The sequence below is a fragment of the Chromobacterium sphagni genome, assembly GCF_001855575.1.
Lineage (GTDB): Bacteria > Pseudomonadota > Gammaproteobacteria > Burkholderiales > Chromobacteriaceae > Chromobacterium > Chromobacterium sphagni.
This window is the reverse complement of sequence record NZ_MKCS01000001.1, coordinates 1808652-1824785: the sequence shown is the minus strand read 5'-3', so window position 1 is coordinate 1824785 and position 16134 is coordinate 1808652. Positions and strand designations below refer to the sequence as shown.

At 65.4% G+C, this 16134-nt stretch carries 15 protein-coding genes; 8 read left to right on the top strand and 7 right to left on the bottom strand.

All coding sequences use genetic code 11. The features are described from left to right. Positions 1 to 357: 357 nt before the first annotated feature. The 7 genes from BI347_RS08615 (at position 358) to BI347_RS08585 (ending at position 7690) form a co-directional block, all read left to right on the top strand. On the top strand, positions 358 to 1890 hold the full coding sequence (locus BI347_RS08615; protein WP_071115717.1) for a glycine betaine uptake BCCT transporter: 1533 nt from the start codon (positions 358 to 360) through the stop codon (positions 1888 to 1890). Between the two features lie 64 nt (positions 1891 to 1954). Next, positions 1955 to 2587, top strand: coding sequence for a YceH family protein (locus BI347_RS08610; protein WP_071115716.1), 633 nt, complete (start codon positions 1955 to 1957; stop codon positions 2585 to 2587). 62 nt (positions 2588 to 2649) lie between these two features. Then, entirely contained in the window at positions 2650 to 3180 is a 531-nt protein-coding gene (locus tag BI347_RS08605) for a YfaZ family outer membrane protein (protein WP_071115715.1), read from the top strand. A gap of 238 nt (positions 3181 to 3418) precedes the next feature. After that, positions 3419 to 4585 (top strand): hypothetical protein, encoded by a 1167-nt coding sequence (locus BI347_RS08600; RefSeq protein ID WP_139166896.1) that lies wholly within the window; start codon positions 3419 to 3421, stop codon positions 4583 to 4585. Next, entirely contained in the window at positions 4582 to 5640 is a 1059-nt protein-coding gene (locus BI347_RS08595; protein WP_204378021.1) for a hypothetical protein, read from the top strand. Before BI347_RS08600 ends, BI347_RS08595 begins: the two co-directional genes overlap by 4 nt. Before the next feature lie 50 nt (positions 5641 to 5690). Continuing rightward, on the top strand, positions 5691 to 6332 hold the full coding sequence (locus tag BI347_RS08590) for a hypothetical protein (protein ID WP_083338772.1): 642 nt from the start codon (positions 5691 to 5693) through the stop codon (positions 6330 to 6332). Between the two features lie 29 nt (positions 6333 to 6361). Continuing rightward, positions 6362 to 7690, top strand: a complete 1329-nt coding sequence (locus tag BI347_RS08585; protein WP_071111971.1) for a CsgG/HfaB family protein — start codon at positions 6362 to 6364, stop codon at positions 7688 to 7690. Positions 7691 to 7744: 54 nt separating this feature from the next. On the opposite strand, the gene BI347_RS08580 is transcribed toward BI347_RS08585, so the two are convergent. From BI347_RS08580 to BI347_RS08555, 6 genes are all read right to left on the bottom strand, one after another. Continuing rightward, positions 7745 to 9769: a M13 family metallopeptidase gene (locus BI347_RS08580; protein ID WP_239690848.1), complete on the bottom strand. Its 2025-nt coding sequence runs from the start codon at positions 9767 to 9769 to the stop codon at positions 7745 to 7747. A 188-nt stretch (positions 9770 to 9957) separates the two neighbouring features. Next, entirely contained in the window at positions 9958 to 11991 is a 2034-nt protein-coding gene (locus BI347_RS08575) for a prolyl oligopeptidase family serine peptidase (RefSeq protein WP_071115714.1), read from the bottom strand. A 69-nt stretch (positions 11992 to 12060) separates the two neighbouring features. Continuing rightward, a complete protein-coding gene (locus tag BI347_RS08570; protein WP_071111969.1) occupies positions 12061 to 12834 on the bottom strand; it encodes an alpha/beta hydrolase in 774 nt (257 codons plus the stop codon). A 47-nt stretch (positions 12835 to 12881) separates the two neighbouring features. Beyond that, positions 12882 to 13616, bottom strand: a complete 735-nt coding sequence (locus BI347_RS08565) for a substrate-binding periplasmic protein (RefSeq protein ID WP_071111968.1) — start codon at positions 13614 to 13616, stop codon at positions 12882 to 12884. Positions 13617 to 13666: 50 nt separating this feature from the next. Beyond that, positions 13667 to 14698 (bottom strand): low-specificity L-threonine aldolase, encoded by a 1032-nt coding sequence (gene ltaE / locus BI347_RS08560; protein ID WP_239690847.1) that lies wholly within the window; start codon positions 14696 to 14698, stop codon positions 13667 to 13669. A gap of 18 nt (positions 14699 to 14716) precedes the next feature. After that, positions 14717 to 15313: a TetR/AcrR family transcriptional regulator gene (locus BI347_RS08555; RefSeq protein WP_071111967.1), complete on the bottom strand. Its 597-nt coding sequence runs from the start codon at positions 15311 to 15313 to the stop codon at positions 14717 to 14719. Positions 15314 to 15409: 96 nt separating this feature from the next. Between BI347_RS08555 and BI347_RS08550 the strand changes: the two genes are divergently transcribed. Continuing rightward, complete coding sequence (locus BI347_RS08550; protein WP_071115713.1) at positions 15410 to 15745, top strand: darcynin family protein; 336 nt, start codon at positions 15410 to 15412, stop codon at positions 15743 to 15745. Between the two features lie 154 nt (positions 15746 to 15899). Here the strand turns inward: BI347_RS08550 and BI347_RS08545 are convergent, their stop codons facing one another. Continuing rightward, the gene (locus tag BI347_RS08545; RefSeq protein ID WP_071111966.1) at positions 15900 to 16124 is read right to left on the bottom strand and encodes a hypothetical protein; all 225 of its coding nucleotides are present in this window, start codon (positions 16122 to 16124) and stop codon (positions 15900 to 15902) included. Positions 16125 to 16134: the final 10 nt, after the last annotated feature.

Sequence of the window (16134 nt, the reverse complement as noted above, 5' to 3'; positions counted from 1 at the left end):
AGCCGCCGGGCGCTGTCAAGCGCCCGCGCCGCGCCGCCGCGATCCGGCCAATTGCGCCGCAAAGGTTTACAAGAAAATGCTAATAATGTTAATCTAAAAAACAATTGATTGATTTTATTCAATTATTCAATCGGATACAGCCTAAAATCCGGCGGTCGCCGCGCCTTCTCGACGACCGACCATGCAAACAGGCTGAGTCCGTCTGCCATCCGCCCGCAACTGCCGGGCAGCGCGGGACGCCACGGCTTTTACCGGCCCCGCCAGCGGCGCTCGACTCGAGTCGTCAATCTTCCCATCCCTATGCGACGACGCGCCTCGCGCGAGGCTTCGGCGTCGCCGCCATCCTGAGGAGCCCTGATGGTTTTACGACTATCGCTGTTATTCACCGTATTATTCGCCCTGTGGGGCGTGCTGGCGCCCGACCAGATGGCCTCGGCCACCGGCCAGTGGCTGAGCTTCACCATTTCCCGCTTCGGCTGGTTCTATCTGCTGTCGGTGTTCGGCTTCCTGGTGTTCGCGCTGTATCTGGCCTTTGGCCGCTTCGGCCACATCCGCCTGGGCAAGGAGGATGAGGAGCCGGAATTCTCGCGGCTGAGCTGGTTTTCCATGCTGTTTTCCGCCGGCATGGGCATAGGCCTGGTGTTCTGGGGCGTGGCCGAGCCGATCTCCCACTTCGCCACGCCGGCAAGCAGCGGCGTCGCCCCGCAATCGGCCGACGCCGCGCGCGCCGCGATGCGCCACGCCTTCTTCCACTGGGGCCTGCATCCGTGGGCGGTGTACAGCCTCACCGCGCTGGTGCTGGCCTACTTCAAGTTCAACCGCGGCCAGCCCGGCCTGATCAGCGCCGCCTTCCGCCCACTCTTGGGCGACAAGGTCGATGGCCCGATCGGCACCGCCATCGACGTGCTGGCGGTGCTGGCCACCGTGTTCGGCGTCGCCACCACGCTGGGCTTCGGCACGCTGCAGATCGAGAGCGGGTTGAAGATGCTGTTCGGCATCGCGCCGTCCACGCTGCTGACGGTGTCCATCGTGGCGATCGCCACCCTGCTGTTCCTGCTGTCCTCGCTGACCGGCCTGTCGCGCGGCATCAAGTGGCTGTCCAACCTCAACATCCTGCTGGCCATCCTGCTGTTCCTGGCGGTGGTGGTGCTGGGACCCACCGGCTTCATCTTCGACACCTTCACCACCACGCTGGGCGACTACCTGGGCAACCTCACCAGCACCAGCCTGCGCATGTCGCCGTTCAGCCAGGGCACCTGGATGGCCAACTGGACGCTGTTCTACTGGGCCTGGTGGGTGACCTGGGCGCCGTTTGTCGGCATGTTCATCGCCCGCGTCTCGCGCGGCCGCACCATACGCGAGTTCATCGTCGGCGTGCTCCTGGTGCCTGCGCTGGCCAGCTTCGTCTGGTTCTCCGCCTTCGGCGGCACCGCGCTGGACCTGCAGCTGTTCGCCGGCGCCGATCTGGTCGGCGCGGTGAAGAGCGACGTTTCCACCGCGCTCTACGTGATGTTCGACCACTTGCCCGGCGGCCGCCTGCTGTCCTTGCTGGCGATGACGCTGGTGATCATCTTCTTCGTCACCTCGGCCGACTCCGCCACCTTCGTGCTGGGCATGTTCACCAGCGGCGGCAGCCTCAACCCCAGCCACAAGGTCAAGCTGATCTGGGGCGTGCTGCTGGCCGCGGTGGCGCTGATCCTGCTGCAGAGCGGCGGCCTGAAGGGCCTGCAGGCGGTGCTGATCGTCAGCGCGCTGCCCTTCATGCTGATCATGATAGGCATGGCGGTGTCGCTGTACCGCGCGCTGGATGAGGAGGAGCGCGACGGCCGCAAGCGCGAGATCCGCCGCCTGCGCCAGCTGGAGGCGCTGGAGCGCCGCGAGCAGGGCTGAAAAGCTGGGCCGGGCCTGGGTTTGGTGCGATGATGTCTGTATTGAATCTAGCAGTGGAGGATGTATGGACACGCACCAACTGGACCCGATCGAAGTGCGCGTGCTGGGCGCGCTGGTGGAGAAGCAGGCGCTGACGCCCGACGCCTATCCGATGACGCTGAACGGCCTCTCCAGCGCCTGCAACCAGCTGACCAGCCGCGAACCGGTGATGCAGCTGTCCGACGCCGACATCAGCGCGGCGCTGGACGCGCTGATCGCCAAACGGCTGGTGGGCGAGAGGCTGCCGGCCGGCAGCCGCGTCGCCAAGTACGAGCACCGCCTCAGCTACGAGTGGAATATCGACGGCGCCAGGCAGGCGGCATTGGCCTTGCTGATGCTGCGCGGCCCGCAGACCGGCGCCGAGATCCGCACCCGCTCCGGCCGCATCTACGGCTTCTCCGGCGTGGACGAAGTGGAAACCGCCCTGGCGGCGCTGGCCGACAAATACCCGCCGCTGGTGCAGAAGCTGGAGCGCCAGCCCGGCGAACGCGAGGCGCGCTGGTGCCACCTGCTGTGCGGCGAGCCGCAGCTGGCGGAAACCGCCGCGCCCTGCGAGATGATAGACGTCGGCCTCACCGGCCGCGTCGCCGCGCTGGAGGCGGAGGTGGCGGCGCTGAAAGCCCGCCTGCTGTCGCTGGAGCAACATTTGGAGAGCTGAACTTGTTTTTTAGCAATTGGTCACTATCTGTTACTGCTTAAACAATTCCAGGAATGTGACCAATGAAACATCTGGCTTTCGCGCTGGCGCTGACCAGCCTGGCCGGCGGCGTCCATGCCGCCGACTACATCTTCGGCGCCGGCAACGGCACCCAGCAATTCGCCCGCACCCCCAACGGCCTGGGCCTGGGCCTCAATCTGGACTATCTGCACGATGACCACAAAGGCGGCGCCGGCGGCGCCGGCCTGGAGTTCGCGCTGCCGCTGGGCCCGCTGACGGTGGCCGCTGGCGGCAAGCTGATGGCGCTGTCGCCGGACAGCGGCTCCGCCACCGCCGCGCTGGTGGGCGGCCGCGCCAATTTCGAGATCGCGCCCAAGATCAATCTGTTCGGCCAGGCCTATTACGCGCCCGACAGTTTCGCCAGCGGCAGCGTCAACCGCGTCAGCGACTATTCCGCCGGCGTGCGCTGGAATGTGCTCGGCCCGGTCAGCGTGGAAGCCGGCTACCGCTATTTCGACATCCGCCGCCAGGACGACAGCCGCAGCCGCCGGCTGGCCGACGGCGCCTATCTGGGCGCCGGCCTGAGCTTCTAGGTCCGCCTCGCGGCGGTACCCGCTACAGCGGCTCCCACAGCGGAGCCGCTTTCTTATTTCCCCTCCCCGCAGCTGACATCCCTTCACCTTGCCCCAGTTCATGACAATACTAGTTTCAAAATATTTACAATATTCAAAAATTCTATCCTAATAGTATAATCTCAACATATTGAATGTATTGGCCATGCGCGCGGTCAGGCCCCGCCTGCCGCGATCAAACCCAAGGAAACACCTCTCTGTGCACACCTCACTCCGCTCTCTATTGTTGACGGCCTGTCTGCTGCTGGCGCCGGTTCTCGGCGATGCCGCTACGGTCACTTTCGCCGGGCTATCCTATTCCGGCGACAGCAAATCCATCCCGGCCCGCTTCCCATACAGCCTGTTGCTGGAAAAAACATTGGCGACGCAAGGCAAGCCGCTCAATCAGCAGTTGGCGGCCAAGCTAGCGCAGGACAAACCGCAGCATTTCGAATTGAACCGGAACGGGCTGACCACGCTGAAAGGACAGGATCAGGCGGTGGTAGCCACCCTGCTGATCACCGGTGAAACCGTATCCAAAGAACGCTTCGACGGCGTAGCCAAGCTGATGACCCAGGTCCGAGCCCAGGCGATGTTCTTCGACTTCAAGAACATGACCGTGCTGCGCGCCTATCCATTCAGCTTCACCTATCTGGACTTGGTCGACCATGACCCCAGCCCGCAGGAGATGCAGCAGCGCTTTGCCTCGCTGTACTACGGCGACCAGGGCAAGCCGGGCATCATCCAGCGTTTCGCTGACATCATGCGCGACGCCAGCATTCCGGAACATGTGCCGCGTTTTCTGCAAGTTGCCAAGGTGAACATCGGTGACGAGGCGCGCAAGGCACTGCCGGCCGAGTTGACCCGGATTCCGGGCACAGCCGAGGCCTGGGCCGCCGATCTGTTCGCGGAAAACCTGTCCAGCAAGACTGGCGTGCCGCTGCTGCCGTACAGCAAGGGCTATGCCATCGGCAATGTCATGTCCATGCGCATCTCCGACGGCGAAGTCTTCATGCTCAAGCTGCCCGAAGCCGATTACAGCATCGCCCTCGACATTCCGAAATTCCGCCGCATCAAGAGCGGCGAGGCCAGCGCGGGCAGCAGCTACATCTACGGTGCCTATGCCCACGTCAACATCCAGGAGCCGGTTTCCGGCAAAAGCTATCTCGACGCCGACTTCAAGAACGGCGAAGTCAAGCTGGTTCCAGCCAGCCAGGACAATATCGACGACTATCCGGCCTATCACGACGCGATCAAGGGCCTGTTCGCCAAGCTGGCCGACAATCTGGCGGGCAATCGCAGCGACTGGCTGAAGTCCGCGACCAACGCCCCCGACATCGACAAACAGATCACCACCACTCAACAATTATTGAAAGCCTGTCAATGATCCGCTTCCTTCTCATCGCCCTCATGCTGCTGTGCGGCGGGCAGGCGCTAGCCGCCACCGCCACTGCGAAAGGCCAAGCTACCGTCAAATACGAATCCTCGCTGTTCGGCCGGAAAGTCACCCCCGAAGTGCGGGCGCAAGCGCTGCTGCAGGCCCAGTTGAAAGCCATCGATAAGTACTACGCCGAAGCCGGCGATGCCCAGTCGCAAAACCTGGACGCCATCCGCGAGAAAGTGAAGGCCGACCCGGACCGCTACATCCTGGACAGCACCATCCTGAATGAAGAAGACCGTCCGGACATGGGCCAGTACACCGTCACCATCCGCGCCACCCTCAATGTCTCGCAACTGAATAACGCGGTGAAGGCGTCGTCGGGAGTCGCCCAAGCCAACAACGGCCAGAAATCCAAGCTGACCTTCATCTTCGTCTCGCGCCAGACAGACTCCTCGCAGCGTTTCGATGATCGCGAATACCAGTCGGTGGAAGTGAAAGCCCAGGGCAAGGCAGGCCGCGGCGGCGCGCAATACCGCGAATCCGCCGAAACCGGCGGCAGCACCACCCGCAAAGCCACCAAGAAGACCTACGCCATCTTCCCCAGCAACTACCTGAAAAGCGTGTTCAACGGCGTATTCGCCGGCGCCGGCTTCAAGGTGGTGGACGCCGCCTATCTGGAGCCGTACAGCAAGGGCCTGCTGAAGATCAAGAACGTCGAAGCCGACTTCAAGTCCGGCAATGACCTGCAGCCCAAGACCGAGCGCGACGTCGCCGCCGGCCTGCAGAACGCCAAGGTGCCCTACATCGCCTACGGCACGCTGGACGTGCGCCTGGCCGACACCGATCCGGCCACCGGCATGTTCCGGGTATCGGTCGCCGCAACCGGCAAACTGCTGGATGCCAGCGACGCCATCCCGGAAACCAAGGCCGAAGTCGGTCCGATCCAGGCCGCCGGTCTCGGCCCCACCGAAGAAGAGGCGCAAACCAACGCTTTGAAAAAGGCAGCTGAAGAAGTGGCCCGCGAGCTACTGAGCCAGATGACCAACAACGGCATCAAATAAGCCGGTATTTCCCCGTTCCACCTGAAAATTTGAATATTTTGGAGATGAAAATGCGCAAGACTTTGATCGTATCGGCCCTGGCCGCCCTGACCCTGACTTCCATCCAAACCCAGGCCGGCATGTTCGACGCCGTGACCAGCCTGACCGGCGCGGCCGGCAGCAACGCCAGCGGCGGCGATCTGGTCGGCCAGCAACAGCAACTGGTGGAGTCCTACACCGGCGCCAACAAGCAGGTACTGATGGCGCAGTCGCTGATGGCCTCGGCGCTGGGCGCCAAGGACGCGGCGGCGCTGGCCAAGGCCGAGGCCGACGCCCTGACCTCCGGCGCCACCAAGGACAACCTGAGCAAGGCCGACTCGGTGCAGAGCGATGTATCCAAGATCATCAGCGAGCGCCAGAAGAATGCCGGCAGCGCCATGGACGCCGAGTCCAAGAAAACCTACGCCGATGGCCTCGCCTCGCTGGGCAAGGGCATGCTGAAGTACACCAAGATGGCCAACCAGTTCAGCGGCTTCAAAAACGCGCTGGCCGCCGCCTCTCCGCTTGACCTGCCCAAGCTGTCTTCCGGCGCTTACATCGTCACTAGCCTGCCGTCCAACAGCAAGAACCTCTATGAGGCGCTGAAACAGGCGGTGAGCTTTGCCAAGAGCAACGACATCCCGGTTCCCAAGGACGCCACTTCGGCGCTGTGATCGCAGCGACGCCATCCTAAGGAGACGACATGAAATTGCGACAGGTGATGGGCGCAGCCACACTGGCCCTGGGCCTGATGGCGTGCTCGCACAAAGACGACGCCGCCAGCGCGTCCAGGCCTGAGCCGGCCAGCGCCGCAGGCCAGGCGTTGCCGGATGTAGGCAAGCTGGACTCGGTGGCGGCCACCGCGACCGGCAACGGCGCCTCCGCCGCCGAAGCGGTGGAGGAAGCGCTGAAGCTGGCCATCAAACAGACCAACGGCGCATCCTTCGACATGGCCTCGGAACAGGTCAAGATGGTGCTGTCCGCCGCCGCCGGCAAGGACGCCGAGCAACTGAGCGCCCATGCTTTCACCGAGTACGTCGCGCAGGAGTCCGGCGGCGTGGTCACCGGCTTCAAGCTGGTGAAGATGGAAGAGCCCGGTCTGCTGAGCAAGAGCTACAAAGCCACGATCGAAGCCAAGATCGCCAAGTTCTCGCAGCCTGCCAGCGCCGGCAAGCTGAAGATCGTGGTCGGCCCGGTGTACATCGACAAGGAGGCGTTCAAAGTAGCCGGCATCCAGGTGCCTGCCGCGCAGATTGCCAGCGAAATCCACCAGCAGACGCTGGACGCGCTGACCAACACCGGGCGTTTCTCGGTACTGGACCGCGAGCTGAGCGATGACGTGCAGCAGGAGCTGGACATGATCAGCTCTGGGCAAACACCGTCGGCCGAACGCTCTAAGATCAGCCAGGCGCTCAGCGCGGACCTGATCTGGACCGGACACATCACGGCCTTCGGCTACGACAAGGGCAAGGGTAGCTGGAACCTGTCCCAGCGCGTCATCAACGTGGCCAACCGCCAAGTGCAGCTGTCCAGCATGCTCAGCGGCAATAGCGGCAAGCTGGGCGACGGCGCCGCCGACGGCATCCGCCGCGGCATGGAGGGCCAGATCGTCGACCGCATCGTCAGCGCCATCCTGGTCAGGACCTTTCCGATCACCGTGGCCTCGCGCACCGGCAACAACGTGATCCTCAGCCAGGGCGGCCAGTCCGTCCGCGAAGGCTCTCGCTATAAGCTGGTTTCGCTGGGCCAGGAAGTGAAGGACCCGCAGACTGGGCAATCGCTGGGCCGCGCCGAGTACGACTGCTGCGAAGTGGTGGTGGACAAAGTCACGCCGACGATGTCGCAAGGCCATCTGGAAAATGTGCGGATGCCGCTGGAACAGGTGCCCCCGGGCGGCCTGCAACTACGTGAGCTGGCGACCGCGCCGACGGCCAGGGCCGAAGCCTCCGCGCCGGCGGCCGGCAAGAAGGCCGCCGCCAAAAAGCACAAGTCCGAAGGCGGCATGTTCGCCGCCGACAAGGACAAGTGGTAAGGGCTGAGCCGCGCGCCATGCCGACAGCCGGGCTCCTCACGGAGCCCGGCTTTTTTACCACCACAGGTGGAAGCGCTGCTCCTTGGGCAGGTACATCTTGTCGCCCGGCTTGACGTCGAAAGCCTGATAGAACGGGTCCATATTGCTGACGGTGCCGATCGGCCGCCACAGGTCCGGCGTGTGCGGGTCGGATACCAGCTGCTTGAGCACCGAAGCGTCGCGGGCCTTGCTGCGCCATGACTGGGCGAAGGCGATGAAGAAGCGTTGATCTCCCGTCAGGCCGTCGATCACCGGCGCCTCCTTGCCGCCCAGCGCCAGATGGTAGGCCTTGTACGCCACCTCCAGGCCGGCGTTGTCGGCGATGTTCTCGCCCAGCGTCAGTTCGCCGTTGACGTGCTGGCCCTTCACCGGCTCGAAGCGGCTGTATTGCGCCACCAGGCGGGCGGTTTCCTCCCGGAAACGCTTCTCGTCGGCCGGCGTCCACCAGTTGCGCATATTGCCGTCGCCGTCGAATTGGTGGCCCTGGTCGTCGAAGCCGTGGCTGATCTCGTGGCCTATGGTGGCGCCTATGCTGCCGTAGTTGACCGCCAGATCGTAGGCCGGGTCGAAGTACGGCGCCTGCAGGATGGCGGCCGGGAACACGATCTCGTTGTTGGACGGGTTGTAGTAGGCGTTGACGGTCTGCGGCGTCATCCCCCATTCCTTGCGGTCCACCGGTTGGCCCAGATGCTGGCTCTGGCGGCGGTAGTTGAACTCGGAAATGCGCGCGACGTTGCCTGCCAGGTCGTCCGGCCGGATCGCCAAGCTGGAATAATCGCGCCAGCTATCCGGATAGCCTATCTTGGGCGTGTACTTGGACAGCTTCAGATGGGCCTCCTGCTTGGTTTCCGGGCTCATCCACGCCAGTTTGTCTATGCTCTGGTCGTAGGAGCTGAGCAGATTGCGCACCAGCTCGTCGGCCTGGCGCTTGGCTTCGGCCGTGAAGTACTTGGCCACGTACAGCTTGCCCACCGCCTCGCCTATGCCCTCGTCCACCAGCGTCACCGCCTTCTTCCAGCGCGGCCTGTCCACGCTGCGGCCATCCAGCGCCTTGCCGTAGAAGTCGAAGCGCGCGGCGGCCCACGACTTGTCCAGATAGCCGGCGTAGGCGTCCAGCGTGCGCAGGGTCAGATAGTCGCGCAACACCGCTATCGGGGTGGCCAGCAGCACCGCCGGCAGCTTCGCCAGGTAGCTCGCCTGGTCCAGGTTGACATCCTTGGCGGCGGACAACTGGGCGTCAGCCAGTTGCCGTGGCCAGTCGTAGCCCGGCAGCTGTGTGCCCAGATCAGCCACCGGCACCTTGTGGTAGGTCTTCTGGATGTCGCGGTTTTCCACATTGCTCCACTGGATGCGGGCAATGCGGGTTTCCAGCGCCAGCACCGCGGCGGCGCGGCGCGCGGCGCGCTTTTCTCCGGCCAGGGTCAGCAGTCGGGTCAAATAGCCTTGATAGGCCTTGCGCGCGGCGGCAAAATCGGCCGACTTGCCCAGATAGTAGTCGCGGTCCATAGCCAGGCCGGACTGGCTGACGCCAGCCAGGTAGACCGACGAGTTTTTGGCGTCCGGCGCCACGTAAAAGCGGAACGGCGTGTCCTCGGGCTGGTTCTGCAGCCTGCCCATATAGGCGATGGCCTGCTGCTGGTTAGCCAACGCGGCGATGGCGGCCAGCTTGGACTCCAGCGGCTTCAGGCCGGCGCGGGCGATGGCGGCTTCGTCCATGAAGCTGCGGTAGAGATCGGCGATCTGACGCGCCTCCGGCGTGGAGCCGTCGTTGCCGGCCTGCTCGATGATTTCCCGCACCCGCTGCTGATTGCGGTCGTACAGCAGCTCCGCCACGCCGGTGGACGAGCGGTCGGCCGGGATCTCGGTCTGTTTCATCCAGGCGCCGTTGGCGTACAAGGAGATGTTGTCCTGGATGCGCACCGAGCGGTCGATGCCTTTGAAGTCTATGCCGTAGCTGCCGTAATCCAGCCCGCCGCCATCGGCCCAGGCCGCCTGCAGGCACAACAGCAGCGCCAGCGGCAGCAATTTTCTTGCTTGCATGGTTTTCCTCTTTATCGTTTTGTGCCGGCGGCGAGCCGCGCCGCCGATGCCCGATGGTACGCCGCGCGGCGGGCAATCAGCAATCGAATCCATGCGATCCGCATCGATAGTCCGTCCGTCCGCCCGCCGGTCGGCAGACGACAAAAAAGGACGTCGAAGCGCCCTTTTTTACTGCGGCCGCGGCGGACTCAGTCCATCAGCCGCTGGTACAGGTACACCAGTACCCGTGCCAGTTCGGTGGCCGTGTCGTCCTGGCCAGCGTTGCCGGAATGGCCGCCGCCATTGGTTTCGTAGAACAGCGCGTCATGGCCCAACTCCAACAGCCGCGCCGCCATCTTGCGCGCGTGGCCGGGATGGACGCGGTCGTCGCTGCCGCTGGTGGTGAACAGCGCCAGCGGGTAACGGGCGTCGGCGCGCAGGTGATGGTAGGGCGAATAGGCCGCCAGCGCTGCGCGCTCGGCCTCGTCGTCCGGATCGCCGTACTCGTCTATCCAACTGGCGCCGGCCAGCAGCTCGGTGTAGCGCAGCATGTCCAGCAGCGGCACCTCGCACACCACCGCGCCGAACAGTTCCGGTCGCTGCGCCATCGCCGCGCCCACCAAGAGGCCGCCGTTGCTGCCGCCCTCTATCCCCAGCTTGGCCGGAGAAGTCAGTTTGCGGGAAATCAGGTCCTGCGCCACCGCCAGGAAATCGTCGAAGCTGACCTGGCGCTTGGCGCCCTGCGCCGCCTGGTGCCAGCGCGGACCGAACTCGCCGCCACCGCGGATGCAGGCCAGCACAAAGGCGCCGCCCTTGGCCAGCCAGTGCGGGCCGAAGTTTTCAATGTAATACGGCAGCATCGGCACCTCGAAGCCGCCGTAGCCGTACAGCAGCGTCGGCGCGCCGCCGTCGAACGCCGCGTCGCGGCGGCGCACCACGAAGTAGGGGATCATCTCGCCGTCCGGCGCGCGCGCCTGCCATTGCTCGGCCACATAGGGCGCGGGGTCGAAGGCCGCCGGCTGCTGGCGCAGGCACTCGCCCTCGCCGCAGGCGACATCCAGCCGGTACAGGCCGCCTGGCGTGAGGAAGTCGCTGTAGCTGTAGTAGAGGATGTCGCTCTGCCAGGGCTGGTCGGCAAACTCGACCACCCCGCCCTCCGGCACAGGCAAGGCGCGCGGCAGCCAGACGCCGTCCTGCTTGGCGAAGGCCAGCAGCCGGCTTTTGACATTGTCCAGCAGGTTGACCAGCAACAGGCTGCGGGTGGTTTCCACCGCCGCCACCGCAAGTCGCGGCTGAGGCGCCTGCAGCAGCTGCGGCGCCGGGCCCTCGCCCAGCAGGCCGGCCAGGCTCACCGCCAGCAGGCTGCCGCTGCGATAGCGCTCGCCGCGCCAGTTCCAGTCCTCTGCCAGCTTGACGATGAAGTCGCCGGCGATATAGGCCTCGATCTCCGCCTTGTCCGGCAGCGGCAAGGCATGGGTTTCCAGCGCGCCGTCCAGCAGATGGTAGGTCTTGCGGTAGAAGCCGTCGGAGGCCTCGATCAGGTCCAGCGCGCTGCCGTCGCTGTCGAGGAAGCGCCAGGCCGCCACCATCATCGCGTCCTCCGGAGCGGCGAACAGCTGGGTCCAGCCGTGCTGGCCGTCGGCGCCGCGCGTCACCAGCCACACTTCGCGCGGATAGCCGGCGCGGGTCAGCGGCGCGCCCTTCCAGCCCGGGCAGACGAAGGCGCTGTCCGGATCGCGCCAGGCGATGTGGTTCTTGCCTTCCGGAAAGCGGAAACCCTGCTCCAGCCACTGCCGCGCCTCGATGTCGTATTCGCGCGCCACGGTGGCGTCGCCGCCGCCGTCGGTCAGGTGCACCAGCGCCCGCTCCGGCATCACCGTGCAGTGCGACACGCCATCCAGATACCAGTCGCGCTCGTCGACGTCGGCCAGCGCGTCGATGTCCAGCACCGTCTGCCAGTCCTGGCTGCCGGCGCGGTAGGCGTCCAGCGTGCTGCGGCGGTAGATGCCGCGCGGATGGGCCTCGTCCTGGTGAAAGTTGTACAGCCAGCCGGCATGCTCGGCGAAGTACGGAATCTGCCGGGTGTCGCGCAGGTGGGCCAGGATGTCGGCGCGCAGGCCGGCAAAGCGCGGGTCGGCGTCCAGCACGCTTTCGGTGCGGGCGTTTTGCTGCGCCACCCAGGCGGCGGCGGCTTCGGAATCGAGGCTTTCCAGCCAGAGATGGGAATCGTGGGACGGGTTCATGGCGATACCGGAAACTCAAGGAATGGCGGCGAGGGTAGCACCGGCGGCGGCGGCTGCCAAATCGGCCGGCTAGCGCGCGCCGTGGGCGAGCATCCAGGCGCCGGCAAGCTTCAGCACCCGCGGCTCGATGCCGTGGTAGCCGTGCCAAGCCCAGGGCTGGCACGGGTCGCCCTCGCTCTTGCCGCCGTCCATCAGCATCAGCTCGCGCGGCTGATCCGAACGCAGCTTGTCGATGATGGCGCCCAGAGCGTAAGCGCGGCTGGAGCGGCACTCGTCGCGGCGGTGCTGGATCATCAGCACCGGCACCTTCAACCGCTCCAGCGCGAAGCCGGACAGGCTGCCGCGGCCGCTGTCTATGCTGGAGGTCAGCACCAGGCCGCTCACCTGGTCCGGCAGCTGCAAGGCCACCGCCACCGCCGAGGTGGTGCCGCGGCTAGTGCCCGCCAGCCACAGCGGCAGCGCCGCGCCCTGTTTCAGATAGCCGGCGACGGCGGCGATGTCGCGCGCGTGCTCGGCGCTGGCGCGGAAGTCGCCGAGCAGGCCGCGCGGTTGATCCGACGGCGCGTCCACCACCGCCACCCTAAAACCCATGTCAGCCCACCCCTGGCGGGTGCGCACCAGGAAATTGCTCTTTCCCGCGCCCAGTTCGCCACTGTCGGACAGTTTGAGCTGCCCTTCGCCGCCGGTGAACAGGATCAGGCTGGCGCGCGCCGGCCCCGCCGGCTCCAGCAGCAGGAAGCGCACCGTCACTCCGGGACGGCTGTCCACGCTGACCAGTTGCTCGGCCAGCGTCGGGCAGGCGAGCAGGCAAGCGCAGAGCAGGCACAGCAGTTTGTGGAACATGGCGGCAGATCTCCTGGAAAGCGACGGGTCGCGGCGATCCGCGCCGCTCACTCCACCTCGGCGGCGGCGGCCTTGAAGCGGGCGATCACCTCCGGCGGAGTGTTCTTGTTGAATGCCGCGTACAGGGCGCTGTCCAACTTGTCCAACTTCATTCCGCGCGCCAGTTGCGCCCGTTCCGCGCCCAGCGCCTTCAGTTTGCTGAGCATGCCGGTCTCGGTGGAAACGATCAGGTCGCAGCGGCCGCCGAGGAATTTCCTGACGTTCTCGGTGGTGTCGCCGGCGGTGTCCAGCTTGAGAAAGCCTTCGCTCTCCAGATATTCCTGCCGGTAGTCGTTGCGCACCACGCACACCGAGTATTTCTTGGCGTCGTCCAGCGACGCCAGCTGGATATCGGCGCGGCTCCTCCGCCAATAGAAATAAACCTCGGCATCGATGATCTTGAAGGTGAAGTCCAGGTATTTCAACCGCTCGCGGGTTTTGGCGATGGGAAACACCATCGCGTAGGGGCGGGTTTTCGCCTCCTGGTAGGCGCGCGCCCAAGGCACCGCCTGCAGAGCGCTGAAAGGCAGCCCCACCTTGCGCATCACCCGCGTCACCTTCTCCACCGTGGTGCCGCCCGCCACCGCGCCGTCCGCCGCCACCATCACGTAGGGCGGATCGTCGTCGGTATAGATCTTCACCTCGTCCAGCCCGGCGGCGCGGACCTCTCCCGCCGCCGGCTGGAGCCAGGGATTGCACAGCCCGGCCGCCAGCAGCGCGCCAGACAGCAAGCGATGCCACATGCGGCCAGCTCCCATCGATTCACGCTTTGTTTATAGCCGGCTCTCGCCGCTCAATCGCAAAGCACTTGCCGCATGGTCTCCACCAGCCGGTCGATATCGTCGCGGTCCACCTGCCAGTGGGTGACCAGGCGCATCATGCCCTGATGCGGCGGATTGGCCAGGAAACCGGCCTGCTTCAACGCCGCCATCAGTTCCGCGCCGTCGATGTCGGCGTTGAAGCGGAACCACACCAGATTGATGTGAACCTCGTCCGGCCGGATGTCGATGCAGGGCAGGCCGGCCAGGCGCTCGGCCAGGTAGCGGGCATTGGCGTGGTCTTCCGGCAGCCGCGCCGCCATTTCGGTCAGCGCCAGGATGCCCGGCGCGGCGATCACGCCGGCCTGGCGCATGCCGCCGCCCAGCAGCTTGCGCTTGCGGCGCGCCAGGGCGATGAAGTCAACGGAACCTGCCAGGATGGAGCCGATGGGCGCGGCCAGGCCCTTGGACAAACAGGCCATCACGCTGTCGGCATGACGGGTGATCTCGCGCACGTCGCAGCCCAGGTGGGCGGCGGCGTTGAACACCCGCGCGCCGTCCAGATGCACCGGCACGCCATGCGCGCGCGCCAGCGCCACGGTGTCGGCCATCGCCGACAGCGGCAGCACCTTGCCGTTGCCATGGGCGTTTTCCAGACAGATCAGGCCGGTGCGCGGCTCATGGATGTCGTCGCCGACACGGATGCGCCGCTCGATGTCCGCCGCCGCCATCACGCCGTCCCGGCCCTCGATGGTGCGCAGCTGCACGCCGGCGATCACCGCCGCGCCGCCGGCCTCGTGCCAGACCAGGTGGCTGCTGTCCTCGACGATCACTTCCTCGCCGCGCCGACAGTGGCTGAACAGCGCCAGCTGGTTGCCGAAGGTGCCGCTGGGCACCAGCAGCGCCGCCTCCTTGCCCAATTTGTCCGCCGCCAGCGCCTCCAGCCGGATCACGGTGGGATCGTCGCCGTAGACGTCGTCGCCGACCTCGGCGTCGAACATCGCCTGGCGCATCGCCGGCGTCGGATGGGTGACGGTATCGCTGCGCAGGTCTATCCACTTCATCATTCGCACTCCCAGGTGGTGTCAATTCTCCGCCGGCAGGCCCAGAAAGCCCGCCAGCGCGTCGCTAATCAGTTGCGCCAGATCCGGCGGCGGCTCGGCGTCCAGCAGCAGGCCGTGGATCAGGCTGTCCGCCATCCTGAGCAGCACTTCGGCCCGGTCGGCGCCGACGCCGATGCCGTCCAGCCAGGCGGCCACGCAGCCGCGCAGCGCAGCGTCCTGCGGATTGCTGGGCGGCGGCTCGTCGAAAGCCGGCCACTCGCGTTCCAGCACCCGGTGCAGGCCCAGTTCGCGCTGATGCAGGGCCAGCACCGCCGATACCAGTTCGGCCAATTGTCGCCTGGGGGACAGCGCCGCGCCGCGCCGCAGCGTAGCCTCCACCACGGCCAGCGTTTCCTCGCCGTGGCGGCGGTGCAGCGCGGCCACCAGCGCTTGCTTATTGGGAAAGTATTGATACAGCGAGCCGATGGCGACGCCGGCCAGCTCGGCCACCTTGTTGGTGGTCATGCCGGCATAGCCGTCGCGCGCCAGAATGCGAGCAGCCGCCTCTAGGATGGCGGCGACGGCGTGGCGGGAACGGGCCTGACTCGGCTGTTTTCGGGCTTGCGGAATGGAGGGCATCGGTCTAGTGAAACACGAGTTTTTTCCTCATGCAAACCAACTTAAAGTTGGGGCTGCAAACATTTGCGTGGTTTCACTTTCACAGGAGCCTGACCCATGCAGCAAACCTACGCTTTCTTCGCGCTGTTGCGCGTCACCCCCAACTGGTTGCGGCTAAGCCGCCCGGAGCGCCGCCGCTTCGAAGCCGAAGTGCTGCAGCCGATCTACGCCCGCTATGCCGCCGTGCGCATGCGCTGGTTCGACGCCGAGGCCTTCACCGGCCGCTGCAGCGACATCGCCCTGTTCGAAACCAAGTCGATCAAGGATTTCTATTACCTGATCGACGCGCTGCGCGACAGCAAGATAGGCACCGAGCCCTATTTTGAATTCCTCGACATCATCCCGGCGGTGGAGAACGGTTTTCGCGAATACGACGCCCAGCTGGCGCAATAGCGCGCGCCATTCCCAGCCTCGCAAAGCCATCCAAGCGGAACGGCGGCCGAATGGCCGCCGCGTCTATTGGTGCTTCCTGGATTCGAGCCTAAGCCCGATAAGGCCGGCTAAGGCTGCCGGCGGTTGCAGCGTGATCAATTGTCAGAGACTGAAATCAGTGTATTCGATACGATTGTCGGATGGCGTCCGCCTGGCGTTCGGCTTTCTGGATGTCGGGCGCGGCCATCGAGATGTCGGCGCCGCAGCTGCACTGCAGGGGATGGTCCGGAAGGATGGTTCTCAGATGTTGGCGCGTTTCACGTCCGCATTCTTCGCAGGCGATCACCACAGTGGCGTTGTAGTGCTTGTCCAGATCGATATCGAATCTTTGCTGCTTCATCGGAATCTCC